This window comes from Labrys wisconsinensis (assembly GCF_030814995.1).
GTDB classification, from domain to species: Bacteria; Pseudomonadota; Alphaproteobacteria; order Rhizobiales; family Labraceae; genus Labrys; species Labrys wisconsinensis.
This window is the reverse complement of record NZ_JAUSVX010000001.1, coordinates 1,058,042-1,083,814: the sequence shown is the minus strand read 5'-3', so window position 1 is coordinate 1,083,814 and position 25,773 is coordinate 1,058,042. Positions and strand designations below refer to the sequence as shown.

Below are 25,773 nucleotides of genomic sequence, written 5' to 3'. Positions count from 1 at the left end.
GGCTCCGCGCCTTGCGGCGCGAAGCGGGCGGACTATAGGGTGGCCGCGCGCCAATCGAAAGCCAAGCCATGCTCGTTCTCGGCATCGAAACCACCTGCGATGAGACCGCCGCCGCGGTGGTGCGCCTCGACGCGGACGGCGAGGGCTCGGTGCTGTCCAACGTGGTGCTGTCGCAGGTGGCCGAGCATGCCGCCTATGGCGGCGTCGTGCCGGAGATCGCGGCGCGCGCCCATGTCGAGGCGCTCGACCACATCATCGAGCGGGCCCTCGCCGAGGCGAAGACGCCGATCCGCGCCCTCGATGCGGTCGCCGCTGCGGCCGGCCCCGGCCTGATCGGCGGCGTCATCGTCGGCCTCACCACCGCCAAGGCGCTGGCCCTGGTGCTGGGCAAGCCGCTGATCGCCGTCAACCACCTGGAGGCGCATGCGCTGACGCCGCGCCTCACCGACCGGGTGCCCTTCCCCTATCTCCTGCTGCTCGCCTCGGGCGGCCACACCCAGCTCGTCGCCGTGCGCGGCCTCGGCGACTATGTCCGGCTCGGCACCACCATCGACGACGCCATCGGCGAGGCCTTCGACAAGACGGCCAAGCTGCTCAGCCTGCCCTATCCCGGCGGCCCGGCGGTGGAGCAGGCGGCGCTCGCCGGCGATCCCTTGCGCTTTTCCTTTCCGCGGCCGATGCAGGGGCGCCCCGAGCCGAACTTCTCGCTGTCGGGCCTGAAGACGGCGGTCCGGATCGAGGCCTCGCGCATCGCGCCGGTGACCGACCAGGACGTGGCCGACCTCTGCGCCTCGTTCCAGGCGGCGGTGGTCGACATGATCGTCGACCGCACCCGCGCCGGGCTGCGCCGCTTCCGCGACGTGGCCGGCCAGCCGAGCTGCCTGGTGGTCGCCGGCGGCGTCGCTGCCAACCATGCCATCCGGCGCGGTCTGCAGCGCCTCGGCGCCGAAGCGGGCCTGAGGATCGTCACGCCGCCCCAGGCGCTGTGCACCGACAACGGCGCCATGATCGCCTGGGCCGGCGCCGAGCGCCTGCTCGCCGGGCTGACCGATGGGCTCGACACCAGCCCGCGCGCCCGCTGGGCGCTCGATCCCACGGCCGCGGCAGCGGGGAAGAAGGCATGAGGCGCTTCGATGTCGTGGCGGTGGTCGGCGCCGGCGCCTTCGGCACCGCGCTCGCCTGCGCCGCGGCGCGGGCCGGGCGGCGCGCGCTGCTGTGGGCCCGCGATGCGGATCAGGCGGCGGCGATGGCGGCGAGCCGGCGCAGCCCGCGCCTGCCCGAGGCGGTTCTGCCGCCGGCGGTGACGCCGAGCGCCGCGCCCGACGACCTGCGGCGGGCCGAGGCCGTCATCCTCGCGGTGCCGACCCAGAACCTCGCCGCGGCCGCCGCGGCCCTGGCGTCGGTGCTGGCGCCCGACGTGCCGGTCATCGCGGCGGCCAAGGGCATCGAGCGCAGCACCGGGCGCTTCGTCACCGAGATCGTCGCTGCGGCGCTGCCGCGGGCGGTGCCGGCCATCCTCTCCGGCCCGGGCTTCGCCGCCGACATCGCCGCCGGCTCGCCGACGGCGCTGACGCTGGCCTGCGCCGAGGCCGCCACGGGCGAAGCCCTGGCGCTGGCCCTGGGGTCGCCGACCTTCCGGCTCTACCACGCCACCGACATGCGCGGCGTCGAGATCGGCGGGGCGGCCAAGAACGTGCTGGCGATCGCCGCCGGGATCGCCGCCGGCAAGGGCTTCGGCGAGAGCGCCGTCGCGGCGCTGATCGCCCGCGCCTTCGCCGAGCTGACGCGCTTCGGCGTCGCCTACGGCGCCCGGGCCGAGACGCTGGCGGGCCTGTCCGGCCTCGGCGACCTCGTCCTGACCGGCACCTCGTCGCGCTCGCGCAACCGGCGGCTCGGCGAGGCGCTGGGACGGGGCCTCGCCGTCGAGGCGGCCGTCGCCGCGGTCGGGCTGGCCGAGGGCGTGTGGACCGCCGGCATCCTCGCGGAGATGGCGGCGGCGAAAGGCGTCGACATGCCGGTGGCGCAGGCCGTGGCCGACCTCATCGCCGGGCGGCTCACCGTCGACGCCGCGATCGAGGTGCTGCTGTCCCGGCCGCTCAAGGCCGAGGCTTGATGAAGCGCCTTCGCAGCTTCAAGCGCGACGCTGGCCGCTCTCCTCCCCCTTGCGGGGAGGAGTAGGAGGTGGGGGTGGCGCGGAATGGAGCGCGACGTTGCAGCCGGCGCCTTCTTCGAGCCGGTCGCCTCACCTTTCACCACCCCCATCCCCTACCCTTCCCCGCAAGGGGGAAGGGATCTGCCGACGTCGCGGGTGGCATCGAAGCGACGATCTCCCGCTATCCCCTGAGCTGCAGCAGGTCCCACTTGTTGCCGTAGAGATCCTCGAACACCGCCACGGTGCCGTAGGCCTCCTCGCGCGGCTCCTCCAGGAAGCGCACGCCCCGCGCGAGGAAGCGCCGGTGGTCGCGGGCAAAATCGTCGGTGTGGAGGAAGAGGAACACGCGCCCGCCGGTCTGGTCGCCGACGCGCGCGGCCTGCGCCGGCGAATCGGCCCTGGCGAGCAGCAGCCGGGCCTCGCCGGACCCGGGCGGCGCCACCGTCAGCCAGCGCTTGCCGCCGCCGAGCGGCGTGTCCTCGATGAGGTCGAAGCCGAGCACGCCGGTGTACCAGGCCCTGGCCTCGTCATAGTCGCGCACCACGAGGGTGACGGCGCCGATGGCCTGCCGCATGGCGCTCCCCCTTTCTCAGGCCCGCGCCCGCGGATGGGTCGCCCGATAGACGCGCATCAGCTCGGCCGCGTCCACCTTGGTGTAGATCTGCGTGGTGGAGAGGCTGGCATGGCCGAGCAGCTCCTGGATCGAGCGCAGGTCGCCGCCGCGCCCGAGGAGATGGGTGGCGAAGGAATGGCGCAGGGCGTGCGGCGTCGCCGAGTCCGGCAGGCCGAGCGCGCCGCGCAGCCGCTCCATGGCGAGCTGGACGATGCGCGGCGACAGCGGGCCGCCGCGGGCGCCGACGAAGAGCGGCCCGTCGGGGTCGAGGGCGTAGGGGACCAGCCTGATATAGTCGGCGACGGCGCGCGACACCGGCGCGATCACCGGCACGCTGCGCATCTTGGCCCCTTTGCCGAGGACGGTGACGTCGTTGCGGCCGTCGACCGGCGCGTCCTTGCGGCGGATGCCGAGCGCCTCGGAGATGCGCAGGCCGGCGCCGTAGCACAGCGCCAGCACGGCGGCGTCGCGGGCGAGGATCCAGGGGGCGCACGCCTCGCCGGCGCGGCTGTCGGCGTCCGACACGGCCCGGGCCGCCTCGGGCGACAGCGGCTTGGGCAGGCTCTGCGGCAGCTTGGGGCCGCGCACGGCGGTGAGCGCGCCGCTGGCGCCGTGCCCCTCGCGCTCGAGGAAGCGGGCGAAGGCGCGCGCCGCCGCCAGCGCCCGCATCAGCGAGCGCGGCTTCAGCCCGTCCACCCGGCGGGCGGCGATGAAGGCGCGCACCTCGCGTGGGGCTATTTCCGCAACCGCGGCGATGTCGGGCGGCTCGCCGAGATGCCCGGTGAGGAAGCGCAGCAGCGACGTCGCGTCGCGCTCATAGGCCTCGACGGTCTTCGGGCTCATGCGCCGCTCGGTGGCGAGATAGGCGAGCCAGCGGGCCCGGGCGGCGGCGAGGTCTGGGGCGGCGATCAGGGCGAGCATGGGCCGGAGCCTAGCGGACAATCCTGAGCGTTTGGTTGCGCCGATCTGGACCGCCTGGCAGAAGTTCATGGTGCCGGTGGCTCCGGTGCTCACCATCGGTGAACGCCATGCCGCCTCCTCGCGATCAGGCTGCGGCCCGGTGCTCCTTTCTGGCGGCTGTCCACACCTCGTGCGCCGCATCGGCGTTCATGACCGCGATGCCGAGCCCGACGATCAGGTCGGGCCACGCTGACCTCCATGCGAAGGCCGTGACCAGTCCCGCACCGATGATCGCCACGTTCGCAACCGCATCGTTGCGGGCGGACAGGAAAGCGGCCTTGGTCAGACTTCCGCTGTGATGACGGAAACGGGCGAGCAAGAATGCACAGCTCAGGTTGACGACAAGCGCGCCCAGGCCGGTCAAGGACAGCGCAAGCGGCTCCGGAGCCACCGGCACCATGAACTTCTGCCAGGCGGTCCAGATTGTCGCAATCGCCGGCACGAGCAGGATCGCGGCCAAGGCCATGCCAACTCGGGCGCGGGAGCGCGCCGACCAACCCAGCGCCACCAGGATCAGGAAATTGACCGCGGTGTCCTCCAGGAAATCGACCGAATCGGCGAACAACGAGACCGATCCGATGGAAAGAGCCACGGCGAACTCCACCCCAAAATAGGCGAGGTTCGCGAGGGCGACGATCGTGACCGCTCGCCGGAGAACGCAGCTGCGCGTGTCAGTATCGGTCAGATCCACACGGCGTCTCCGTCACGCTTGATATGTAACTGCTGATACAATACGCAGGATCGTATGGCTACCGAGACTTGGCTTCTTCTCACCTACAAGGTTCCAGCCGATCCCCCGCGGCGGCGTGTCGCCCTGTGGCGAAAGCTCAAAGGGCTAGGCGCGGTCTATCTGCAGAATGGCGTGTGTCTGCTGCCGCAAACGGATGAGCATCGGCGGGCGCTCAAGATCACCGAGAACGAGATCGCCGGCATGGGCGGCGAATCGGTGCTCCTGGAGAGCGCCCCCCTGGACAAGGCCCAGACCGATAAGGTGATCGCTCGCTTCAAGGCCGATCGGGATGAGGAATATCGGGAACTGCTGGGCCGCTGTGGAGACTTCGAGGCAGAGATCGCACGCGAGCGGGCAGCCAACCACTTCACCTACGCGGAGCTTGAGGAGAACGACATCGACCTCAAGAAGCTGAAGAGCTGGTTCGAGAAGATCCGCAAGCTCGATTTCTACGGCGCGGCCTTGGCGGAGGAAGCGGCCGCTCGGCTCGCCGGGTGCGAGGCGCTGCTTGAAACCTATGCTCAGGATGTCTTTGCGGCCCAGGACGAGAACCGCCCGGGCTTGTCTTGATGGGATGCGTGCCGCCAGCACCGCGGATAGTTTGCCCGTATGGGAACGGCCGATGATTCACTCGGGCTGCGGTTCCGGCCTATCCTTGGCGAGTCGATTGGCGTGGGCCCAGGCAAGGCCGATCCACTTGCGGCCATCCTGCTTCTCGGCGCTGTGAAGATCTGGCGTCATCGATAGCCCATACCCATGAGACCGCCGCCGAGGGGCGCATTTCAGCACAGCCTGCGCTGGCGCCCGTGCGGCTCCTGCGGCTATCGACTTCCCCCGAATCAGCTTCCTGCGCCATGGTCGCCGCATGACCGATCCGCATCACATCCTCGAGCACGTCTTCGGCTTCTCCGGCTACCGGCCCGGCCAGCAGGCGATCGTCGAGGCGGTGCTCGGCGGCGAGGACGTGCTGGCCGTCATGCCGACCGGCGGCGGCAAGTCGCTGTGCTACCAGCTGCCGGCCCTGGCGCGCGAGGGCCTGACCCTGGTGGTCTCGCCGCTGATCGCGCTGATGCGCGACCAGGTGGCGCAGCTCAGGCGCAACGGCGTCGAGGCCGGCAGCCTGTCCTCGGCCAATGACGAGGAGGAGCGCTCGCGCGTCGCCGAGGCGGTGCGCGCCGGCCGCCTCAAGCTGCTCTACGCCTCGCCCGAGCGCCTCGCCCTGCCCGCCACGCTGGACTGGCTGGCGCGCTCGGACGTCAAGCTGCTGGCGATCGACGAGGCGCATTGCGTCTCGCAATGGGGGCACGACTTCCGGCCGGAATATGCCCTCCTCGGCGACGTACGCCGCCAGCTCGGCGGCGTCCAGACCATGGCGCTGACCGCGACGGCCGACGTCGCCACCCGCGAGGACATCGTCCGGCGCCTGTTCCAGGCCCCGCCGCGCACCTTCATCCACGGCTTCGACCGGCCGAACATCCGCCTCGCCATGCAGGCCAAGGACAATGCCAGGCGGCAGATCCTGCGCTTCGTCGAGCGCCATCGCGGCCAGAGCGGCATCGTCTACTGCGCCACGCGCAAGGATACGGAAGCCTTCGCCCAGGCGCTGAGCGACAGCGGCTTCAACGCCCTGCCCTATCATGCCGGGCTCGACGCGGCGGCCCGCTCGCGCAACCAGGACGCCTTCCTGCAGGAGGACGGGATGGTGATGGCGGCCACCGTCGCCTTCGGCATGGGCATCGACAAGCCGGACGTGCGCTTCGTCGCCCATGCGGCGCTGCCGAAATCGATCGAGGCCTATTACCAGGAGATCGGCCGCGCCGGCCGCGACGGGCTGCCGGCCGACACGCTGACGCTCTACGGCCTCGACGACATCCGCCTGCGCCGCCTGCAGATCGAGGAAGGCGAGGCGAGCGAGGACCAGAAGCGCATCGAGCGCCAGCGCCTCAACGCCCTCATCGCCCTGGCGGAGGCGCCGCGCTGCCGGCGCCAGACCCTGCTCTCCTATTTCGCCGAGGCGAGCGAGCCCTGCGGGCGCTGCGACCTGTGCGAGGGCGGCGTCAAGGTGTTCGACGGCACGGTCGAGGCGCAGAAGATCCTCTCGGCCGCGGTGCGCACCGGCGAGCGCTTCGGCGCCGAGCACCTGGTGGCGGTGCTGGCCGGCGAGGAGACCGAGGCGGTGCTGCGCGCCGGCCACCAGGGGCTGAAGACCTTCGGCGTCGGCAAGGACCGGCCGAAGGGCGAATGGCGCTCGCTGATCCGCCAGGTCTATGCGCTCGGCCTGATGCAGATGGACATCACGTCCTATGGCAGCTTCGCCCTCACCGAACGGGGCTGGGCCGTGCTGAAGGGCGCGGAGCGGGTGGAGCTGCGCGCCGACGTGCTGCAGCCGCGCGAGAGCACCCGCTCGCGGCGCGAGGCGGCGCGCCAGGAGGCCGGCCTGCCGGCGGACCACGCCCTGCTCGCCGCGCTCAAGGCCCTGCGCCTGGAGATCGCCAAGGCCGAAAGCGTGCCGGCCTATGTCGTCTTCACCGACAAGAGCCTGATCGACATGGCGAGCCTGCGCCCGCGCGATCCCTATGCCATGCGGCTGGTGCACGGCGTCGGCGACGCCAAGCTGGCGCGCTACGGCGAGGCGTTCCTTGCCGTCATTGCCGGGCATACGGGATAGACGCGACCACCGGCCATCGCTGAGTTCGCGTGGATGGACGGGACAAGCCCGTCCATGACGATCAGTTGCGTCGGTTCAACGCCCCCCACTCACGCCGGGTCGGCGTGGTGCGGCGAGAACAGCCGGCCCTTCTCCGTCCACAGCACCACGCCGAGGCAGGCCAGCCCCAGCCCGACATAGGCGGTCGCCAGCGGCAGGATGGTGCCGTTGAAGGCCTGGCCGAAGACATAGCCGCCGGCCGCGCCCGCCAGCGTGGTGTAGGAGCCGATGAAGGAGGAGGCGGTGCCGGCGACGTCGCCGAGCGGCTCCATGGCCATGGCGTTGAAGTTCGGCATGGTCAGGCTGAGCAGGAAATGCGCCAGCGCCAGGGTGACGCCGAACAGGAGCAGCGGCGGCCGGCCGCCGAAGATCAGGCCCTGTGCCAGGATCACCAGCGCCACCAGGATGAAGCCGCAGATCCCGGCATGGGCGAGGCGGCGCATGCCGAGAGTCTGCACCAGCCGCGAATTGACGAAGGCGGCGGCGCCCATGCAGATGGCGATCAGGCCGAAGACCACGACGAAGCCGTGGCCGAGGCGGTAGATCTCGGTCTCGAAGATCTGCTGGGACGAGCCGAGATAGGTCATCAGGCAGGCCATGGCGAGGCCGAGCGCCGTGGCATTGCCGATCGAGGCGCGCGTCGTCACGGTGCGGCGGATGCCGTCGCCGATCTTGGCGGCCGAGACCGGCATCCGATATTCCGGGTGCAGCGTCTCGGGCATGCGCAGGCCGAACCAGACCACCACGATCAGAACCAGCGCCAGCATCGACACGAAGATCAGCCGCCAGCCGCCCAGCATCAGGAACAGGCTGCCGGTGGCGGGAGCGACCACGGGCACGATGATGAAGATCATCATGGTGAGCGCCATGACGCGCGCCATGTCGCGGCCCTCGAACCGGTCGCGGACGATGGCGACGGCGAGGACGCGCGCCGCGGCGCCGCCCAGGCCCTGGATGACGCGGGCGGCCAGCAGCACCTCGTAGCTCGTCGCGAACACCGCGAGCAGCGTCCCGGCGGTGTAGATGGTGAGGCCGAGGATCAGGATCGGCCGCCGTCCGATCATGTCGGAGAGCGGCCCGTACACCAGCTGCATCGCGGCAAAGCCGCCCATATAGGCGGTGATGATCAGCTGCATCTGGTTGGCGTCGGGCACCCGGAGGCTTTCGCGGATCGGTTCGAAGGCCGGCAGGAGGTTGTCGATCGACAGCGAGACCAGCGCCATCACCAGGGCAATCAGGAAGACGAACTCGCGAAACGACGGCTCCGGGGTCGGCCGGGCGGCCGAGCCGGTGAGGACTTGGGACATGACAGGCTCGAATGCGGCGGGCAAAAACGATTGCGGGGGCGGAACGCCGGCGCAGGAATGGGGTTACCCTAACATGACGAGCGTGGCATTTGCGTGATCATGCCGATGCAATCGATGAAAGAAATCGATGGATGATGTCAGGGTGCATCATCGATGGCGCGTGCGGGCCCGCACAGCCGCACGGATCGGGGCGCGCTTAATGGCGGCAGGTGATGCTCAGCGGAGCCGCGTCGGAAACCATGTCCACCACCCTCGCCCTGCCCAGCCGTGCCGTTCCCAGCCGTGCCGACGCGCTGCTGTTCCGCACCAAGACGACGGTGCTGCGTGGCCTGCGTGGCCTGCGCGAGACGCTGGACGGCACGCGGGCCGCCCATCATGGCGCCGGCGGCGTCCTCGCCGAGGCGCCTGTCGTCGCCACGGTGCGCTCGCCGCTCTGGACCGGGCTCGCCGGCGAGAAGGACCGCGCCCTCACCGCCGGCAAGGTGCAGAATCTCCGGGTGGCGCTGCGCGGCATCGACGGGGTGGAGGTGCCGGCCGGCGCGGTGTTCAGCTTCTGGCGCCAGGTCGGCCGCGCCACACGCCGCCGCGGCTTCGTCGCCGGCCGGGAGCTGCGCGAGGGCTGCCTGGTCTCCAGCGTCGGCGGCGGGCTCTGCCAGCTCTCCAACGCCCTTTACGAGGCGGCGCTGCAGGCCGGCTTCGAGATCGTCGAGCGCCACGCCCACAGCCGGGTGGTGCCGGGCTCGCGGGCGCAGGCCGGCCGCGACGCCACGGTGTTCTGGAACTATGTCGACCTGCGCTTCCGCAGCCCCCGCCCGTTCCGCATCGAGGCGCGGATGACGGCGGACGCGCTGGAGCTGGTGCTGCGGTCGGGCGTGCCCGGTGTCCTGGATCGCCTCGGCGAGCCGGCGGCGCCGGACGGGCGAGGCGACGCGCATGATTGCACCAGCTGCGGCCAGACGTCCTGCCGCCTCAACAATCCCGACACGGCCCTGACGCGGCACCTGCCCACGGCCTGGCTGCTCGACGCGGCCACGCCCGAATTCGCGGCGCTGTTCGCCGAGCGGGCGACACGGCGGGATGCGCTGGTCCTGCCGACCCGGCTGTTCGGCGGGCCGCGCTATGGCTGGGCCAGGGGGCGCTGCGGCGCCGAAGCCTCCGCCGACCTCGCCGCGCTGCGCCGGTCGCTGGCGCTGCGCCGTGCGCCGCAGGGCGCAGCGCTCCAGGCGCGGATCCTGGAGGCGGATGACCGCCTCGCCGCGAGCCATGCCCGCAGGCTGTCGCATCTGCACACCCACCTGGTGGTGTCGCAGAACCTGCTGCCGCATCTGTGGCGGCTCGGCGCGCTGCAGGGGCGCAGCTTCGAGGTGCTGATGGAGCGCCTGCCGCTCGACGTGCTGCAGGCGCAGCTCGACGAGGCGCTGGCGCGACACCCGGAGAGCCTGACCCTCGGCGATTTCCGTGCGCCCGACGCCGTCGTCGCGGCGGAGCGGGCGGCGCTCGACGCGGCCGCCCGGCTGATCACCGCGCATCGCGGCATCGCGGCGCTGTTCCCGGGCCGGACGCAGCTCCTCGACTGGGCCGCCGCCGCGCCGCTGGCCTCACGGCGGGGCGGCCGGGCGATCCTGCTTCCGGCCTCGGCTCTCGGCCGCAAGGGCGTCCATGCCCTGCGCGCGGCGATCACCGGCCTCGATATCGAGGTGCTGGTGCAGGGCGGCGCCGTCGAGCATGCCGGCTTCTGGGGCAACCGGCCGGTGCGGCGCCTCATGCCGGGCGAGGCGCCGGCGGAGCTGGCGGCGGTGGTGCTGCCCGCCATCGTCGAGCACCAGCCTCGCGCCCTGCTGCGGGCGCTGGCCGCCGGCATCCCGGTGATCGCGACCGCGGCCTGCGGCCTCGGCGAGCGGGACGGGCTGACCGTCGTGCCGGCGGACGACCCGGCGGCGCTGCGCGCGGCGATCGCGGCGGTGCTTTAGGCCGCCTGCGCCCGAGCCTGTCGGGCGAGCCTCTCTTCATGTACCTTCATCCCTCCGGACAGGAGGCTGGCATGACGGAGACTTCCATCGATTTTGGGCTGCTGGCGACGATATCGGTCGAAACGCGCAAGTATCGCGCGGGCCAGCCAATCTTCGAGAAGGGCGATGTCGGCTTCGAGCTGCTCGTCATCAAGCAGGGTGACGTCGAGCTTCGGCTGGGCGACCGCGTGCTGGGAACCCTCGCAGCCGGCGATATCTTCGGCGAGATGGCCCTGGTCGACAATTCGATCCGCAGCGCCTCGGCCATCGCCGTCAGCGATGTCGAAATCGTGCCGATCTCTGAAAAGCAGTTCGTCAGCTTCATCCGGCAGGCGCCCTCGTTCGCGCTCGACGTGATGCGCGTCCTCGCCAAGCGGCTCCGGGACGAAACCAGGAAATCGTGACCGGACGTCGCGGCCTGTGAGTAAACGAAGCGGGTCCGATGAGGACGATCTCCGGGATCATGGCCGGCCTGCTGCTGATCAGCGCCGGTATCGTGGCGTGGCGCTCCTACGGCATCCCCGAGGACTGGAACGAAGCCGTTCTCCGGGGCAGCACCGCCTCGGCCATTCATGCTCGATTGGGGGCGCCTTCGATCGGCGATCTCGGCACGAAGGGCTTCGAGGAATGGCACCTCGACCTCTTCCCCTATTGGATCCTCGTGGTCCGCTATGACAGGCGAGACGGGGCGGCGACGCCTTCGAGCGGCTCCGAGGCTGGGCTGGACGACCACGTGGCGTCGTCCGCGCATCTTCTCCGCGTCCACGACTTGTTCGGCGATCGCTATCTCGAGCGATACGCCTTGTGGGGCGCGTCGTGACGTTCGGCTGGCCTGATGACAGCGCCAGCGGAAAACCGGGGGAGCGGCGTCGAGGAAGGATGCTGCCAGATGACGCGGGTCCTTCCCCAGTTGAGCATTGCGGAACCCCTCTCCCGTCTGGGAGAGGGGCAGGGGTGAGGGTCTAAACTTTGCCGGAGTGGCGAAGCCCTTTACATCCTGTTACTTCGGCAATGCTTTGTTCTGAGACGTCTAGACCCTCACCCCTGCCCCTCTCCCGACCGGGAGAGGGGTGAAAGGAGCGGTGCGTCCGAAGCATTTGTTTGCGAACTGCGACTACGCCTTCGCGCGGTTCTGCCGGTTGGCGACGAGGTCGTCGACCACCGCCGGGTCGGCCAGGGTCGAGGTGTCGCCGAGGGCGCCGAAATCGTCCTCGGCGATCTTGCGCAGGATGCGGCGCATGATCTTGCCGGAGCGGGTCTTGGGCAGGCCGGGGGCGAACTGGATCAGATCGGGCGAGGCGATCGGGCCGATCTCCTTGCGCACCCAGGCCACCAGCTCCTTGCGCAGGCCCTCGCTCGGCTCCTCGCCCCGCATCAGCGTGACATAGGCATAGATGCCCTGGCCCTTGATGTCGTGGGGATAGCCGACCACGGCCGCCTCCGACACTTTCTCGTGGGCGACGAGGGCGCTCTCCACCTCGGCCGTGCCCATGCGGTGGCCGGAGACGTTGATGACGTCGTCGACGCGGCCGGTGATCCAGTAATAGCCGTCCTCGTCGCGGCGGCAGCCGTCGCCGGTGAAGTACTTGCCCTTGTAGGCGGCGAAATAGGTGTCGAAGAAGCGCTGGTGGTCGCCATAGACCGTGCGCATCTGGCCCGGCCAGGAATCGGCGATGACGAGGTTGCCCGCGCAGGGGCCGTCCTGCACCTTGCCGTCGGCATCGACGATCTCGGGCTTGACGCCGAAGAAGGGCCGGGTGGCGGAGCCGGGCTTCAGCTTGGTGGCGCCGGGCAGCGGCGTGATCAGGATGCCGCCGGTCTCGGTCTGCCACCAGGTGTCGACGATCGGGCAGCGCTCGTCGCCGACGACGCGGTGGTACCACTCCCAGGCTTCCGGATTGATCGGCTCGCCGACGGAGCCGAGCAGGCGCAGCGAGGCGCGCGAGGTCTTCTTCACCGGCTCCTCGCCTGATCCCATCAGGGCGCGGATGGCGGTGGGGGCGGTGTAGAAGATGTTGACCTTGTGCTTGTCGATCACCTCCCAGCAGCGCGACACGCTCGGCCAGGTCGGCACGCCCTCGAACATCAGCGTGGTGGCGCCGTTGGCGAGCGGGCCATAGAGGATGTAGCTGTGGCCGGTGACCCAGCCGACATCGGCGGTGCACCAGTAGATGTCGCCGTCATGGTAGTCGAAGACGTACTGGTGCGTCATCGCGGCATAGACGAGGTAGCCGCCCGTGGTGTGCAGCACGCCCTTGGGCTTGCCGGTGGAGCCGGAGGTGTAGAGGATGAACAGCGGATCTTCCGCGCCCATCTCCTCGCACGGGCATTCGGCGGCGACGCTCTTCGCCGCCTCGTCGTAATAGACGTCGCGTCCCGCGGTCATCGGCACGGCGGCGGCGGTGCGGCGCACGACGATCACCGAGGTGACGCCGCCGGCCTTGGCGCAGGCCGCGTCGACGTTGAGCTTGAGCGGCACCGGCTTGCCGCCGCGCAGGCCCTCGTCGGCGGTGACGACCACGCTCGAGGCGCAGTCGGCGATGCGGCCGGCCAGCGAATCCGGCGAGAAGCCGCCGAACACCACCGAATGCACGGCGCCGATGCGGGCGCAGGCCAGCATGGCATAGGCGGCCTCGGGGATCATCGGCATGTAGATGGTGACGCGGTCGCCGCGCGCGACGCCCTGCGCCTTGAGGACGTTGGCGAAGCGCTGCACCTCGGCGGAGAGCTCACGATAGGAGATATGGCGGGATTCCGCCGGATTGTCGCCTTCCCAGATGATGGCGGTCCGGTCGCCGCGCTTGCCCACGTGACGGTCGACGCAGTTGTGGGCGACGTTGGTGGTGCCGTCCTCGAACCAGCGGATCGAGACGTCGGGCGCGTAACGGGTGTTCTTGACCTTGGTGTAGGGCTTGAACCAGTCGATGCGCTTGCCGTGCTCGCCCCAGAAGGCGTCGGGATCGGCGATGGAGGCCGCATAGAGCCGGCGGTACTCGGCGTCCCCGACATAGGCGCGCTCCGCCCATTCGGCCGGCACGTCATAGACCTTCACGTCGGACATCGTTTCCTCCACCATCTTGCGCCGCTCAGCAGGTTCTCCCGAACCTGCTTGCACCTTGGGAATCTGAGCAGCTTCTCGTGGCTGAAGCCATGAGAAGCTGCCGAGGGGCTCTTCCGCCTGGATTAGGGCAAAGCCGCGCGGCGGCGCAAGCGCGAAGCGACCCGACCTTGGTCGTCCCGCCGCGGCTCGCGGGGACTTGCGCCCGCCGCGCAATCTGCTTGCATGGGCGCGTCGCCACCGCCCGATGGACGCCGCATGCGCCGCCCCGAGACCACCGGCCTGATCGTCCGGCAGAAGTCGCCGCTCAACCTTGAGTTCCAGTTCTCCAGCCTGGCGGACTGGCAGATCCCAGTCGACCAGTTCTATGTGCGCAGCCATTTCCCCCCGCCCGGGCTGCACGAGGAGGATTGGCGGCTGTCGGTGGAGGGCGCGGTGGAGCGGCCGCTGGCGCTGAGCCTGGAGGCGCTGAAGGCCCTGCCGCAGGCGCGGTTTCCGGCAGTGATGGAATGCGCCGGCAACGGCCGCGTGTTCTACGAGCCGGCCCGCGAGGGCCTGCAATGGCAGAACGGCGGGGTCGGCAATGCCGAATGGTCGGGCGTGCTGCTGCGCGACGTGCTGGCCGCGGCCGGCGTCAAGCCCGAGGCGGTGGAGGTGATCCTGGTCGGGGCGGACCGCGGCGTGGTCGACGGCGGCAAGAAGACCGCCTCGCCCGGGCCGATCGCCTTCGCCCGCAGCCTGCCGCTCGACAAGGCGCTGTCGGACGGCGTGCTGCTCGCGCACGCCATGAACGGCGAGCCGCTGACGCCGGACCACGGCTACCCCCTCAGGGCGGTGGTCGGCGGCTGGTTCGGCATGGCCTGGATCAAATGGCTCGCGGCCGTGCGCGTGGTGCCGCGGCCGTTCCGCGGCTATTGGCAGGCGCGCGACTATTTCCGCTGGGAGCGCGGGCTGGGCGAGCCCATGCTGGTGCCGCTCGACGAGATGGAAGTGAAGGCGCAGATCGCCCAGCCGGTCAACGGCGCCACGCTGCGGGCGGGCGAGCCGTTCCGGGTGTTCGGCGCCGCCTGGGGCGGCGAGACCGCGCTCGCCCTGGTCGAGGTCGACACCGGCGAGGGCTGGCGGCCGGCGCGCCTGCTCGAGCCCGAGACGCGCTATGGCTGGCGCTTCTGGGAGCATGTCTGGACGCCGCCCCGGCCCGGCCGCTACACGCTGCGCTGCCGCGCCAGCGACGCGGCCGGCCATGTCCAGCCGGCCGAGCAGCGCTCCGACGCCGAGAGCTATTGCGCCAACTGGATCATCCCGGTCGAGGTCAAGGCCGTGGCCGTGCGGCCGGGCCCGGCAGACGACTTCGTGATCTGATCCGGGCGGGGCTGCCTTGACACCCGGCCGTGCCGGGCGCGTCAATGCGCCGGTCCGACCCATCGCGAGGTGCGCCCATGGACATCGACAAGGCCGTCGCCGCGGTCACCGCCGCCGGCATCGAGCTGACGGATCGTCGCCGCCGGGACGAAGGCGACGGCTGGATCCTGCGGTTCTCGAACGGGGCGTCGCTGATCCTGCTCGACAGCGGCAAGGTCACCGTCGAGGGCCGCGGCGCCGCCGATGTGGCCGGGATCCTGGACCTGCCCGCCGGCAGCTGAGGCTTCAGCGCCAGGCAGCGTCTCGTGGCTTCCGCCATGAACTGATTTTGCATGCAAAATCAGCGCTGCTTCGATTCCAAAGCGTAAGCAGGTCCGGGAGAGCCTGCCTGGGGTTCGTAGCCGTCGGTGAGCGTGTCGAGGAAGGCGACGAGGTCGTCGATCTCGGCCGCGTCCAGGGCCGGCGCGTCGCCGGCATGGCGGTCGAAGGGCGGGTCGGTGTTGACGTTCGCCTTGGCGAAGGCCGGCAGGTCGTCATACTTGTCGATGCTGCCGTCGGGCTTGCGGGCGTACCAGCGGCCGGGGTCGGTGTCGCGCTGGACGTAGAATTCCACGACCTGGCGCAGCGAGTGGAACACGCCGTTGTGGAAGAAGCTCTTGCGCAGGGCGACGTTGCGCAGGGTCGGCGTGCGGAACAGGCCGCAATAGTCCTGGCGGCCGGCGAAGTCGGTTCGCAGCGGGCCGCACAGCCCGAGGTCGAAATAGGCGGGGTCGCGGTTGGCGGGGATCGCCGGGTTGCGCGGCACGCCGATGGCGATCAGGCCGTAATCCGTGAATTGCGGCGGCGTGCCGTCATTGCCGCGCCGGCTGACATGGCAGGACGAGCAATTGCCCTTGGCCGGGTCCTCGAACAGGGCGAGCCCGTGCGCCTCCTGCGGCGTCAGCACGGCCTTGCCCGCCAGCACCGCGTCATACTTGCTGGAATAGGGGTAGAAGGTCGGCTCATCCTGCTCGAACGCCTCCAGCGCCTCGAGGGCGGCGCGGTAGACCGCCGCCGGATCGGGCCGGGGCGCCTGACCCGGCAGGCCGGCGACCTTGTCGCCATAGCCGGCGGCGGCGAGGCGCGCCGCCACGGCCGCTTCGTCCTTGTTGCCCATCTCGAAATCGGAGAGCAGCGGGATGGCGGCCTGGTCGCGGCCGCGGTCGACGCGCCCGTCCCAGGTCAGGCCGCCGGTCGGGCCGTTGTCGACGCTCTCGTCGGCATCGTCCTCCGATTCGAAGAAATGCTCGGTGAAGGCCGGCACCGCCTGCAGATAGGTCAGCGTCGGCACCGCCCGGAGCCCCGGCCGGCGGAGATCGCCGCCGCCGAGCTGCACCGCGGCCGCATTGGCCGGGCCGAAGGCATGGGCCGGGTCGTGGCAGGAGGCGCAGGCCAGCTTGCCGGAGGCCGAGAGGGCGGGATCGGAGAACAGGGCGCGGCCGAGGACGCGCAGCGCCGCGACACGCTGGCGCACCGCCGCGCGCGACTGGCCGCCGTCGCCCGCCTCCGGCCCCTGCCCGGCTGCGAAAGCCGCGGCGGCAAGCCCGATGGCCGCGGCCAGGGCCAGCGCCAGCGCCGAGGCCGGCCCGCGCCCCCTTGTCCGGCGAAACCCTTGTGTGATTTCCTGCCGCCGGGGTCGGTGCCATCCGGCGGTCCGGGACAGGGCCGCGAGGCGACAGCGGGCAAGCAAAGGGAAGACTGGCATGCGCACGAGATCCATCGCGGCGGCGTCGACCTTCGGGCTGGCGGCGCTTCTTCCGGCCGTGGCAGGGGCCGCCGGCTTCAACGACGATCCTGCCCAGAACCTGAAGCTGATCGACACGGTCGTGGTGATCTACGCCGAGAATCGCAGCTTCGACAATCTCTACGGCGCCTTTCCCGGCGCGAACGGCTTGGCCAATGCCTCGCCCACGGCCCTCGTGCAGCGCGACCGCGACGGTATGCCGCTGAAGGAGCTGCCGCCGGTCTGGGACGGGCTGACGGCCAAGGGCGTCACCCCGCCGGTGACCCAGGCCGAGACCGAGCGCCTGGCCAACCGGCCGTTCCGGGTCGACGACCCGCAGGGCTTCAACCTGCCGCTCGCCACCATCACCCACGACATGTGGCACCGGTTCTACCAGAACCAGATGCAGATCGACGGCGGGAAGAACGACAGGTTCGTCGCCTTCGGCGATTCCGGCGCCATGGTGATGGGCCTGTGGGACGGCTCGAAGACGGCGATGTGGGACGTCGCCCGCAATTATGTCCTGGCCGACGACTTCTTCATGGGCGCCTTCGGCGGCTCCTTCCTCAATCACCAATGGCTGGTCTGCGCCTGCGCCCCCACCTATCCCGACGCCGACAAGAGCCCGGCCAAGCCCTCGATCGCGACGGTCGAGGCCGACGGCGTGACGTTGAAGCTCGCCGCCAACTCGCCGGCCTCGGCCATGGACGGCATCCCGAAATTCGTCGCCGACGGCAATCTCACCCCGGATTTCCACGCGGTGAACACCATGCAGCCGCCCTATCAGCCGAGCGGCAACCCGCCGGCCAAGGGCGGCGATCCCGCCCTGGCCGACCCCGCCTCGCCGACGACGCTGCCGCCGCAGACCGAGCCGACCATCGGCGACCTGCTCAGCCTCAAGCATGTCAGCTGGGCCTGGTATGGCGGCGCCTGGCAGGACGTGCTCGACCACGGCAACAAGACGCCGGTGCCGAACTTCCAGTACCATCACCAGCCGCTGAACTATTTTGCCAGCTTCGCACCCGGCACGCCGGCGCGGGCCGAGCACCTGCGCGACGGCGGCCTCGGCGGCGCCGAGCTCATCAAGGCGATCGACGCCGGCACCCTGCCGCAGGTCGCCTTCTACAAGCCGCAGGGCGACCTCAACCAGCATTCCGGCTATGCCGACATCCTGGCGGGCGATGCGCATATCGCCGACCTGATCGGCCATCTCGAGCGCAGCCCGCAATGGCCGCACATGCTGGTCGTGGTCACCTATGACGAGAACGGCGGCATCTGGGACCATGTCGCCCCGCCCAGGGGCGATCGCTGGGGGCCGGGATCGCGCATCCCGACGATCATCGTGTCGCCCTATGCCCGCCGCGGCGTCGTCGACCACACGCCGATGGACACGACCTCGATCCTGCGCTTCATCACCCGGCGCTTCGAGCTGCCGACCCTGCGCGGCATCACCGTGCGCGACGAGGCGGTGGCGTCCGCCAACCAGCCGCCGCTCGGCGACCTCACCAGCGCGCTGGACCTGACGGCGGCGCGCTGAGCCGGCGGAGGGAGCGCCCGGCGTCGGCCGGGCGCTCAGGACTTGTAGCCGCCCATGGCGCAGACGAGCTTCCATTCCTCGTCGGTGACCGGCTGCACGGAGAGGCGGGAGAAGGCGACCAGCGCCATCTTGGCGAGCTTCGGCTCGGCCTTGACCGCGGCCAGCGTCACCGGCTTGGGGAAGGGGGCGACCGCCTTGAAGTCGACCAGCACCCAGGGCTCGCCCGGGGTCGCCGGGTCGGGATAGTGCTCGCGCACCACCTCGGCGACGCCGACGACCGCCTTGCCCTCGTTGGAATGGTAGAAGAAGGCCTGGTCGCCCTGCTTCATCGCCATCAGGTTGAGCTTGGCGGCGTGGTTGCGTACCCCGTCCCAGGGCGTGCCCTTGGCCCCGGCCGCGACCTGCCGGTCCCAGGACCAGACCTCGGGCTCCGATTTGATCAGCCAATGCGCCATGGCCGTGCTCACGCCTTGGGCGGCTTGACGCCCCAGCGCCAGCGCCGGATCTGCGTGGCGGCGAAGAGGCCGGCCTTGGCATAGGGATCGCCGTCGGCAAGCGCCTTGGCTTCTGCCTCGGAGGCGACGTCGACGATCAGCATCGAGCCGATCGGCCGCTCCTCCCCGTCGAGGAACGGCCCGGCCGCCATCAGCGCATCGCCCTGGGCATGGAGATAATCGAGATGCTCGGGCCGGACCCGCAGGCGCAGGTCCAGGCTGTCGGGCTTGTCCTGGCAGAGAATGACGAACTGCATGCGGGGCTCCGTGGGCGATGTGCGCCCCCGGGTATAGCGGGGGGAGGCGGGGTTGGCGAGAGTGTAGGTCGAGCACAAGCGGGGCCTAGCGCTGTCACTGCAGCCGTGATCGGAAAGCGGGTCGATCTTTGGGGTGCAGGGCCGGGAGGAATGCCCGGACGAGGAGGAGCGCACTTCCACGGCAGCCAAATACAGTGCAACACGCCATTCTCGTTGGTATACTCTTCACTCGAACCTAGCTGATGGGATTATCATGGACGCGAAGCAAGCAGCAAAAATAGCCAAGGCATATGTTGCCACAATGCTTGAAGATGAGAATATTACAAATCTCGGCTTAGAAGAAATAGATTACAACAATGGCTTCTGGGATGTTACAGTTGGTTTCTCACGTCCCTGGAATACATATCGAAATCCTCTGGCGGCTATTACTGGTGCTGGAGATTCTACGATCCGACGTGCATACCGTATAATTAAGATAGACAACGAAACCGAAAACGTGCTCTCAATGAAGCGTCGTGATGCCGAGCAATGAAAGAAAAGTACATTCTGGATACAAATCTATCAATATTATTTTTTGTCGGAACAACAAATCCAAAATACATCGAGAAGCACAAGCGTTGCAGGATGTACGACGAGAGGGATTACGAGATTCTTCTCTCCATGATCGAGAATTCGTCCGGCGTTATCTTTACGCCGAATGTACTAAGCGAAACATCCAATCTACTACGTCAGATAGATGATCCAATTAGGACTGAAATTTCTAAAGCATTCAAGAATATAATTCATAGAGCAACAGAAGAGATTGTTGAAAGTAGAATCGCCGTTGCAAGATCTGAGTTTGTAAGGCTCGGCTTAACCGATTCTGTTTTGTTGGAAGCTGCCAGTAAAGGTCTAACTATCCTTACTGCAGATTTAGATCTGTACTTGGCTGCGTTGTCTTCTAATCTATCGGCAATTAACTATACGCATATCCAGGAAGAGCGATCAGATTTTCAGTGAGTTCCTGCCTTATACCGTGGTAAATATGCTCTCCATTGCGCGCTCTGCCCCCGGCTCGGCTCCCATAGCAAGCTTAGCAGTCCGGTTCGGCTCAGCCAATGACGGGAGTGCAAGCCCGCAGGCGGGATCGGGCAAATCCGGCAGGGTTGCAGGGACAGTTTACTCGATTCCCGCCGCGAGGCCGAAGCCGCCCGCAACCAGCAGAGGCGTGCTGAGCGCTGGCGGGGCTATAGCGTCACGCCTATCTGCCGGTAATGTTGTCCAGTAAATTTCGACCTGTTTCCCAGTACCGACTATCCACCGGCATATCGTACAAGGTCGTGCCGTCAATCCGCAAGCGCACCGCAAACCAGATGCTCGCGCCGGTGCTGAATAGATAGACTTCGTCCGGGCGATCCGCCACCAATGACTCAATCTCGAGCAGCGCGTCGCATACGGCGAAATGATTGGTCAGGTAAATATCATCTTCCTCAAGGATGAGAACGGTGCGGGCGCCTGCCTCTTTCCATTTGAGGAGCTTTCCAAGTTTCTTGTGATAACCGATCCTGATGCGCTCGCGCCGGGCCGGTGCCACGTCGGGCTCCGCTACCAGATGCACCACATGGAACGGAACCGGGTAACCTTCACGTTTCCAGCGATGAAGGGAGACGGCGAACGGTACTCCTGCCACGGTGACTTTCTGGATCGGCACGGCGTAACGCCCAAAGCGCGCGATGGGCAGCGTCGGCGCAGTCGCGATAATCCACTGCGCCAATGCTCCTTGAATGGGGCGCACTTCTCGATCATTTTTGCCGAGCAGGACTCCCGCCGGAACATGCAGTTCGAATCTTTCATCCGCCGGCAGCTTTTCAGCCAGCATGCCGGACAACGGCGTGAAGTGCCTGTCGGCTTCTGCCTCCAGCCGAATATGACCGGCGAACGGCTCAATGCGCGTGTGTTCAAATGCGTATCGCTGCGCGCCAAGCCTACAAACCAATTCCACCGGCCCGACATCGTGCATCTTCTCGGGGAAACTCAGGTCGCTGCGAATCTGGCCTTCACGCGCCTCAATGTGTCGCAAGACGGCGTCGCAGGCCCTTCCCTCGTTTGAGCCACTGATTGCTGTCATGGGCTGCATTCTACCCTGGTAATTACGGTGCATATGACCCCGCCTGACACGCCGCGCAATATAGGCGGTCCATCGCCTCGATGATGGCAAGCCGGCCGTCGACTTGCCGCCGGCCGCACCGGCCGACGTCATCCCCGACCGCCTACACCAGCCGCCCATGGTGGCGCAGCACCAGGCCCACCGCGCCCATGCAGCTGTCATTGTCGAGGAACCGCCCCACCGTGAAGCGCGGCGCCTGCGCCTCGTCCAGGTCGTCCCGCTTCACCAGCGTGTGCTTCTCGTAGCTCGCCCGCAGCGGCTCGAGCAGGATCTCGCCGGCGGCGGCGAGGCCGCCGCTGATGACGAAGAGGCCGGGATTGACGATGGTGCCGATGATGCCGAGGCCGCGGCCGGCGGCCTCGCCGGCATCCTGCAGGAGGCGGCGGAAACCGACGTCGCCGGTTTGGGCGCCCCTGATCACCTCGGGCAGCGTGGTTGCCCGGCCGAGGCGGCGCTCGGCGAGGCCGAGGACGGCGGCGGCGCTGACGGAGAGCTCCAGGCAGCCGCGATTGCCGCAGCGGCAGAGCTCGCCGTGCGGGTCGAGCGTCATATGGCCGAACTCGCCGGCGCTGCCGGCCGCGCCGGTCAGCACCCGGCCGTTGGCGACGATGGCGCCGCCGACGCCGAGGTCGAGCTTGAACAGCACGAAATCGTCGCTGCCGACGGCGGCGCCCCACATCATCTCGGCGAGGGCGGCGCAATTGCTCTCGTTGTCGGCGAAGATCGGCTTCTCCAGGAGGGGCTGGAAGGTCGACTTGAGATCGACGCCGCCCCAGGTCGGCAGCATCGAGGCGCGCATGATCCGTCCGTCCGGCGCCAGCGGGCCGGAGACGGCGAGGCCGACGCCGAGCAGGCCGGCGAGCGGCAGGCTGTGCTCGCGATAGAGGCTGCCGAGCGTGTGCTTGATCACCCGCGTCGCCCGCTCCGGCGCATAGTCGCGCTCCACCGGAATCGAGACGTCGGAGATGACGTTGTGGGCGACGTCGGCGAGGATGATGCGGATCTCGCCGAGTCCGAGCAGGATGCCGGCGCAGGTGCCGGCCTCCGGATTGAGCGAGTGGGCCAGGGCGGGCCGGCCGATGCCGAGGCTGCGGGCCTCCACCTCGATCACCAGGCTTGAGCGCCTGAGGTCGGTGAGGATGGTGGAGACGGTCGAGCGCGCCAGGCCCGTCGTCCGGGCGATCTGCGCCGTCGAGACCGCGCCGTGGCCGCTCAGGGCGCGCACCACCCGCGCCACCGGCGAATCCGTCTCGCGCTCGATCAGGAGGCCCCTGAGGCCTTCGCTCTGCATATTGGCCACTGTCGTCGGGTCCGTTTGGATGGGGCCAGCCCATCGGTAGCGCGCTTGCCCATCAGATCATAGCGCCGTCGCGATGATAAGAATTTTGTCGTCACCGACGTAAAATCCTCTGTCGGGTGGCAGAACCCGCGCGGGGATCCCGGTCGCTTCCGGCTTCGATCGGAATTCCGACGGCGTGAATAGAGAGGGTGGCGGATGAGTTCTGTCACCGGCGACATATTTCGATCTTGACAGCCCGCGCTCCGAAAGCACTATAGGGGCCAATCACAACAAGCACATCGAAGGGGGCGGAAGCCGTGACTGCGATCCTGAAGACTGCGCTCATCGGCGCCATGGCCGGCTCGCTCGTGGCCGGCGCCTCGGCGGCCTCGGCCCAGAAGCTGACGGTGTGGACGCTGAACTTCAGCTCCGCCGCATCGAACGATGCGCTGGCCAAGATCGCCGGGGATTTCGAGGCGGCCAATCCCGGCACGAAGGTCGAGATCGTCACCCGCGGCGTCGACGACCACAAGACCGCGCTGCGCGTCGCCGCCGGCTCCGACCGCGGCCCCGACATCTATTTCAGCTGGGCCGGCCTCGGCCTCGGCGGCGAATATGTCAAGGCCGGGCTCAGCCTGCCGCTCGACAAGTACTACCAGCAGTACAAGTGGGACGACGAGCTGGTGCCGGCGGCCGCCTCCTTCTCGAAGCTCTATCCCGGTGGCCGGCACGGCGTGCCCTTCACCTTCAAGGGCGAGGCGCTCTACTACAACAAGAGCCTGTTCGAGAAGGCCGGGATCACCGCGACGCCGGCGAGCTACGACGAGCTCGTCGCCGACGCCGAGAAGCTGAAGGCGGCCGGCATTCCCGCCATCACCTTCGGCGGCACGGTGAACTGGCACGTCATGCGCCTGATGGACGTGATCCTCGAGGCCAAATGCGGCGTCGAGAAGCACGACGCGCTGATGAGCATGACGGCGAGCTGGAAGGAAGAGCCCTGCGCGACGCAGTCCTTCGCCGAGCTCGACAGATGGGCGAAGAATTACATCCTTTCGCCGTTCATGGGCATCGACAACAACCAGTCCTTCAACCTGTTCGTCGCCGGCCGCGCCGCCATGATGCTCGAGGGCGACTGGCTGGTGCAGCAGCTCGCCGAGGCCGGCAACCTCGACGGCTATGGCCTCTTCCCCTTCCCGACCGGAACCAAGCGGCTCTACGGCTTCGCCGAGTACCACTATATCAGCACCAAGAGCAAAGAGCCGGACCTCGCCGCCAAGTTCCTCGACACCTTCATCTCGACGAGCGTGCAGCAGGCGGTGCTCGGCAAGTTCAGCACCAGTTCGATCAACCGGAACGTCAAATACGAGAACCTGCGGCCGCTCGACGCGCAGTGGAACGAGATCTTCAAGACCTACGCGCAAGTCTACATGAACGGTGACCAGGCCTTCCCGCTCGACGTCACCACCGAATATTTCCGGGTGATCAACGAGGTGGCGACCGGCAACCTCGCCCCGGCCGATGCCGCGGCCCAGCTCCAGACCTTCATCGGCAACCGCAAGTGACGGCGGGCCTCGACAGCGCGGGGGTCCGGCGGGCGCCGAGGGCGGCGGCATGACCCCGCAGCGCCTGATGCAGGACGACCGGCTGCAGGCCGTGCTGCTGCTCGGGCCAGCGATCGTCATCTATCTCGTCTTCGCCATCTACCCGATGATCGACGTGGTGGTGCTGAGCTTCCAGAAGTGGAACGGCCTCGACGCAAACCGGCAATTCGTCGGGGTCGGCAATTATGTCGACATCTTCACCCGCGACCCGGTGTTCTGGCGCGCCTTCCGCAACACGGTGATCTGGACGGCGCTGTCGCTGATCTTCCCGCCGCTGATCGGCCTCCTCCTCGCCCTCGGCCTCAACCAGCCGATCTTCGGACGCAACGCGCTTCGCGCCGCCTATTACCTGCCGGTCATCATCGCGCCCATCGCGGTCGCCACCATGTGGCGCTGGATGTACGACCCGTTCTTCGGCCTGTTCGCCCAGATCCTGACCGCGCTGGGGCGGCCGAACTGGATCCAGGACTGGCTCGGCAACAAGGATCTGGCGCTCTATTCCGCCTTCGCCGCCCATGTCTGGCAGTCCGCCGGCTTCTCCATGGTGCTGTTCCTGGCCGGGCTGCAGGGCGTGCCGAAGACGCTCATCGAGGCCGCCCGCATCGATGGGGCAGGCCGGTGGGACGTGTTCCGCCATGTCACGCTGCCGGCGCTGCGCACCACGATCACCATCGTGCTGGTGCTCGCGGTCATCTCCTCGCTGAAGGCGTTCGACATCGTCTACGGCCTCACCGGCGGCGGCCCGGCGCAGGCGACGCAGATGCTGGCGCTCTGGGCCTTCACCCAGGCCATGCAGATCTTCGATTTCGGCCGCGGCAGCGCCATCGCCGTCGTGCTGCTCGTGATCACGCTCAGCGTGGTCGTGCCCTATCTCAGCTGGACGCAGCGGCGCGAGGAGAGCCAGGAATGACGGCGCTGGCCGATCGCGCCGCGCGGGCCTTCGAGGCCGAGCAGCCCCGCCGCGACTGGGTGCTGGTCGGCCTGTGGATCGCTCTGGTCGTGGTGGCCGTGGTCTGGCTCGCGCCCTTCGTCTTCATCGTCTTCACCTCGCTGAAGTCGACCGCCGAGGTCATGGGATCGAGCGCCTTCGCGCCGCCCAGGGATCCGCAATACGCCAACTATGCCGCCGCCTGGGGCCGGGGGCGCTTCGGCACCACGGTCTTCAACAGCGCCGTCATCACCATCGTCAAGGTGCCGCTCGGCCTGATGATCTCGGCCATGGCCGCCTATGCGCTCGCCTGCATGCGCATTCCCGGCGGCAAGCTCATCCTGATCGGCGTGCTGTTCGGCACGATGATCCCGTTCCAGGTGATGCTGGCCCCGCTGTTCACCCTGGTGAACGGCCTGCACTTGATCGACACCTATCCCGGCGTGATCCTGCCCTATATCGCCTTCGGCATCCCCTACCAGGTCTTCATCCTGCACGGCTTCTTCCGCGGCATTCCGGTGGAGCTCAACGAGGCGGCCCGCATCGACGGCGCCTCGCACGCCACCATCTTCCTCAAGATCTTCCTGCCGCTGTCGCTGCCCGTGCTGGCGGCGCTGCTGATCCTCGACTTCGTCGCCACCTGGAACGAATTCGCGATGGCCCTGGTGCTGCTGCAGGACCGCGACATGTGGACCCTGCCGCTCGGCCTCTCCGCCTTCCAGGGCCAGTTCTCCCGCGACTACGGCCAGCTCAACGCGGCGATCGTGATGACGGTGCTGCCGGCGACGATCGTTTACCTCATCTTCCAGCGCTATTTCGTGTCCGGCCTCACCTCCGGCGCGGTCAAGGGCTGATCCATTCGACCATTGCG

25 protein-coding genes are annotated in these 25,773 nt (G+C 68.6%); 15 read left to right on the top strand and 10 right to left on the bottom strand.

Features of this window, described 5'->3' with window-relative positions:
* The first annotated feature begins 68 nt into the window (after positions 1-68).
* Both tsaD and QO011_RS04990 read left to right on the top strand, forming a co-directional pair.
* Positions 69-1,124 carry a tRNA (adenosine(37)-N6)-threonylcarbamoyltransferase complex transferase subunit TsaD gene (gene tsaD / locus QO011_RS04995; protein WP_307268479.1) on the top strand — a complete coding sequence of 352 codons (1,056 nt, stop codon included), beginning with the start codon at positions 69-71 and terminating at the stop codon, positions 1,122-1,124.
* A complete protein-coding gene (locus QO011_RS04990) occupies positions 1,121-2,113 on the top strand; it encodes an NAD(P)H-dependent glycerol-3-phosphate dehydrogenase (protein WP_307268477.1) in 993 nt (330 codons plus the stop codon). The genes tsaD and QO011_RS04990 overlap by 4 nt, the downstream gene beginning before the upstream one ends.
* Positions 2,114-2,333: 220 nt before the next feature.
* On the opposite strand, the gene QO011_RS04985 is transcribed toward QO011_RS04990, so the two are convergent.
* The 3 genes from QO011_RS04985 to QO011_RS04975 form a co-directional block, all read right to left on the bottom strand.
* Positions 2,334-2,726, bottom strand: a complete 393-nt coding sequence (locus QO011_RS04985) for a VOC family protein (protein WP_307268473.1) — start codon at positions 2,724-2,726, stop codon at positions 2,334-2,336.
* A gap of 15 nt (positions 2,727-2,741) precedes the next feature.
* Complete coding sequence (locus QO011_RS04980; RefSeq protein WP_307268470.1) at positions 2,742-3,686, bottom strand: tyrosine recombinase XerC; 945 nt, start codon at positions 3,684-3,686, stop codon at positions 2,742-2,744.
* 124 nt (positions 3,687-3,810) lie between these two features.
* The gene (locus tag QO011_RS04975) at positions 3,811-4,410 is read right to left on the bottom strand and encodes a cation efflux transmembrane domain-containing protein (protein ID WP_307269248.1); all 600 of its coding nucleotides are present in this window, start codon (positions 4,408-4,410) and stop codon (positions 3,811-3,813) included.
* Between the two features lie 60 nt (positions 4,411-4,470).
* Between QO011_RS04975 and QO011_RS04970 the strand changes: the two genes are divergently transcribed.
* Positions 4,471-5,025 carry a Chromate resistance protein ChrB gene (locus QO011_RS04970; RefSeq protein WP_307268468.1) on the top strand — a complete coding sequence of 185 codons (555 nt, stop codon included), beginning with the start codon at positions 4,471-4,473 and terminating at the stop codon, positions 5,023-5,025.
* Between the two features lie 295 nt (positions 5,026-5,320).
* A complete protein-coding gene (gene recQ / locus QO011_RS04965) occupies positions 5,321-7,123 on the top strand; it encodes a DNA helicase RecQ (protein ID WP_307268466.1) in 1,803 nt (600 codons plus the stop codon).
* Positions 7,124-7,212: 89 nt separating this feature from the next.
* On the opposite strand, the gene QO011_RS04960 is transcribed toward recQ, so the two are convergent.
* Positions 7,213-8,469, bottom strand: a complete 1,257-nt coding sequence (locus QO011_RS04960) for a multidrug effflux MFS transporter (RefSeq protein WP_307268465.1) — start codon at positions 8,467-8,469, stop codon at positions 7,213-7,215.
* 239 nt (positions 8,470-8,708) lie between these two features.
* Between QO011_RS04960 and QO011_RS04955 the strand changes: the two genes are divergently transcribed.
* The 3 genes from QO011_RS04955 to QO011_RS04945 all read left to right on the top strand — a co-directional run bounded on the left by QO011_RS04955 (position 8,709) and on the right by QO011_RS04945 (position 11,298).
* Positions 8,709-10,439 (top strand): VanW family protein, encoded by a 1,731-nt coding sequence (locus tag QO011_RS04955; RefSeq protein ID WP_307268463.1) that lies wholly within the window; start codon positions 8,709-8,711, stop codon positions 10,437-10,439.
* Between the two features lie 71 nt (positions 10,440-10,510).
* Positions 10,511-10,882, top strand: a complete 372-nt coding sequence (locus tag QO011_RS04950) for a cyclic nucleotide-binding domain-containing protein (protein ID WP_307268459.1) — start codon at positions 10,511-10,513, stop codon at positions 10,880-10,882.
* A gap of 59 nt (positions 10,883-10,941) precedes the next feature.
* A complete protein-coding gene (locus tag QO011_RS04945) occupies positions 10,942-11,298 on the top strand; it encodes a hypothetical protein (protein ID WP_307268457.1) in 357 nt (118 codons plus the stop codon).
* A gap of 294 nt (positions 11,299-11,592) precedes the next feature.
* On the opposite strand, the gene acs is transcribed toward QO011_RS04945, so the two are convergent.
* Positions 11,593-13,539: an acetate--CoA ligase gene (gene acs, locus QO011_RS04940; protein WP_307268454.1), complete on the bottom strand. Its 1,947-nt coding sequence runs from the start codon at positions 13,537-13,539 to the stop codon at positions 11,593-11,595.
* Positions 13,540-13,794: 255 nt separating this feature from the next.
* Here acs and QO011_RS04935 point away from each other — a divergent pair, with 255 nt between their 5' ends.
* On the top strand, positions 13,795-14,898 hold the full coding sequence (locus QO011_RS04935) for a sulfite oxidase (protein WP_307268451.1): 1,104 nt from the start codon (positions 13,795-13,797) through the stop codon (positions 14,896-14,898).
* Between the two features lie 77 nt (positions 14,899-14,975).
* Entirely contained in the window at positions 14,976-15,179 is a 204-nt protein-coding gene (locus QO011_RS04930; RefSeq protein WP_307268448.1) for a hypothetical protein, read from the top strand.
* Between the two features lie 59 nt (positions 15,180-15,238).
* Here the strand turns inward: QO011_RS04930 and QO011_RS04925 are convergent, their stop codons facing one another.
* Positions 15,239-16,642 (bottom strand): cytochrome-c peroxidase, encoded by a 1,404-nt coding sequence (locus QO011_RS04925; protein ID WP_307268445.1) that lies wholly within the window; start codon positions 16,640-16,642, stop codon positions 15,239-15,241.
* Here QO011_RS04925 and QO011_RS04920 point away from each other — a divergent pair.
* Positions 16,641-18,197 (top strand): acid phosphatase, encoded by a 1,557-nt coding sequence (locus tag QO011_RS04920; protein ID WP_307268442.1) that lies wholly within the window; start codon positions 16,641-16,643, stop codon positions 18,195-18,197. The two genes, QO011_RS04925 and QO011_RS04920, sit on opposite strands and share 2 nt — an antisense overlap.
* Before the next feature lie 35 nt (positions 18,198-18,232).
* Here the strand turns inward: QO011_RS04920 and QO011_RS04915 are convergent, their stop codons facing one another.
* Positions 18,233-18,652 carry an EVE domain-containing protein gene (locus QO011_RS04915; RefSeq protein WP_307268439.1) on the bottom strand — a complete coding sequence of 140 codons (420 nt, stop codon included), beginning with the start codon at positions 18,650-18,652 and terminating at the stop codon, positions 18,233-18,235.
* A gap of 8 nt (positions 18,653-18,660) precedes the next feature.
* Entirely contained in the window at positions 18,661-18,948 is a 288-nt protein-coding gene (locus QO011_RS04910; protein WP_307268436.1) for a YciI family protein, read from the bottom strand.
* 253 nt (positions 18,949-19,201) lie between these two features.
* Here QO011_RS04910 and QO011_RS04905 point away from each other — a divergent pair, with 253 nt between their 5' ends.
* Positions 19,202-19,480, top strand: a complete 279-nt coding sequence (locus tag QO011_RS04905) for a hypothetical protein (protein WP_307268431.1) — start codon at positions 19,202-19,204, stop codon at positions 19,478-19,480.
* 128 nt (positions 19,481-19,608) lie between these two features.
* Positions 19,609-19,947, top strand: coding sequence for a PIN domain-containing protein (locus QO011_RS04900; protein WP_307268428.1), 339 nt, complete (start codon positions 19,609-19,611; stop codon positions 19,945-19,947).
* Between the two features lie 241 nt (positions 19,948-20,188).
* Here the strand turns inward: QO011_RS04900 and QO011_RS04895 are convergent, their stop codons facing one another.
* Both QO011_RS04895 and QO011_RS04890 read right to left on the bottom strand, forming a co-directional pair.
* The gene (locus QO011_RS04895; protein WP_307268425.1) at positions 20,189-21,055 is read right to left on the bottom strand and encodes a hypothetical protein; all 867 of its coding nucleotides are present in this window, start codon (positions 21,053-21,055) and stop codon (positions 20,189-20,191) included.
* A gap of 142 nt (positions 21,056-21,197) precedes the next feature.
* On the bottom strand, positions 21,198-22,385 hold the full coding sequence (locus tag QO011_RS04890) for an ROK family transcriptional regulator (protein ID WP_307268422.1): 1,188 nt from the start codon (positions 22,383-22,385) through the stop codon (positions 21,198-21,200).
* A 341-nt stretch (positions 22,386-22,726) separates the two neighbouring features.
* Here QO011_RS04890 and QO011_RS04885 point away from each other — a divergent pair, with 341 nt between their 5' ends.
* The 3 genes from QO011_RS04885 to QO011_RS04875 are packed head-to-tail and all read left to right on the top strand — an operon-like array spanning position 22,727 to position 25,756.
* Entirely contained in the window at positions 22,727-23,935 is a 1,209-nt protein-coding gene (locus QO011_RS04885) for an ABC transporter substrate-binding protein (protein ID WP_307269246.1), read from the top strand.
* Between the two features lie 49 nt (positions 23,936-23,984).
* Entirely contained in the window at positions 23,985-24,884 is a 900-nt protein-coding gene (locus QO011_RS04880) for a carbohydrate ABC transporter permease (protein ID WP_307268419.1), read from the top strand.
* Positions 24,881-25,756 (top strand): carbohydrate ABC transporter permease, encoded by an 876-nt coding sequence (locus tag QO011_RS04875; RefSeq protein WP_307268416.1) that lies wholly within the window; start codon positions 24,881-24,883, stop codon positions 25,754-25,756. Before QO011_RS04880 ends, QO011_RS04875 begins: the two co-directional genes overlap by 4 nt.
* The last annotated feature ends 17 nt before the right edge of the window (positions 25,757-25,773 follow it).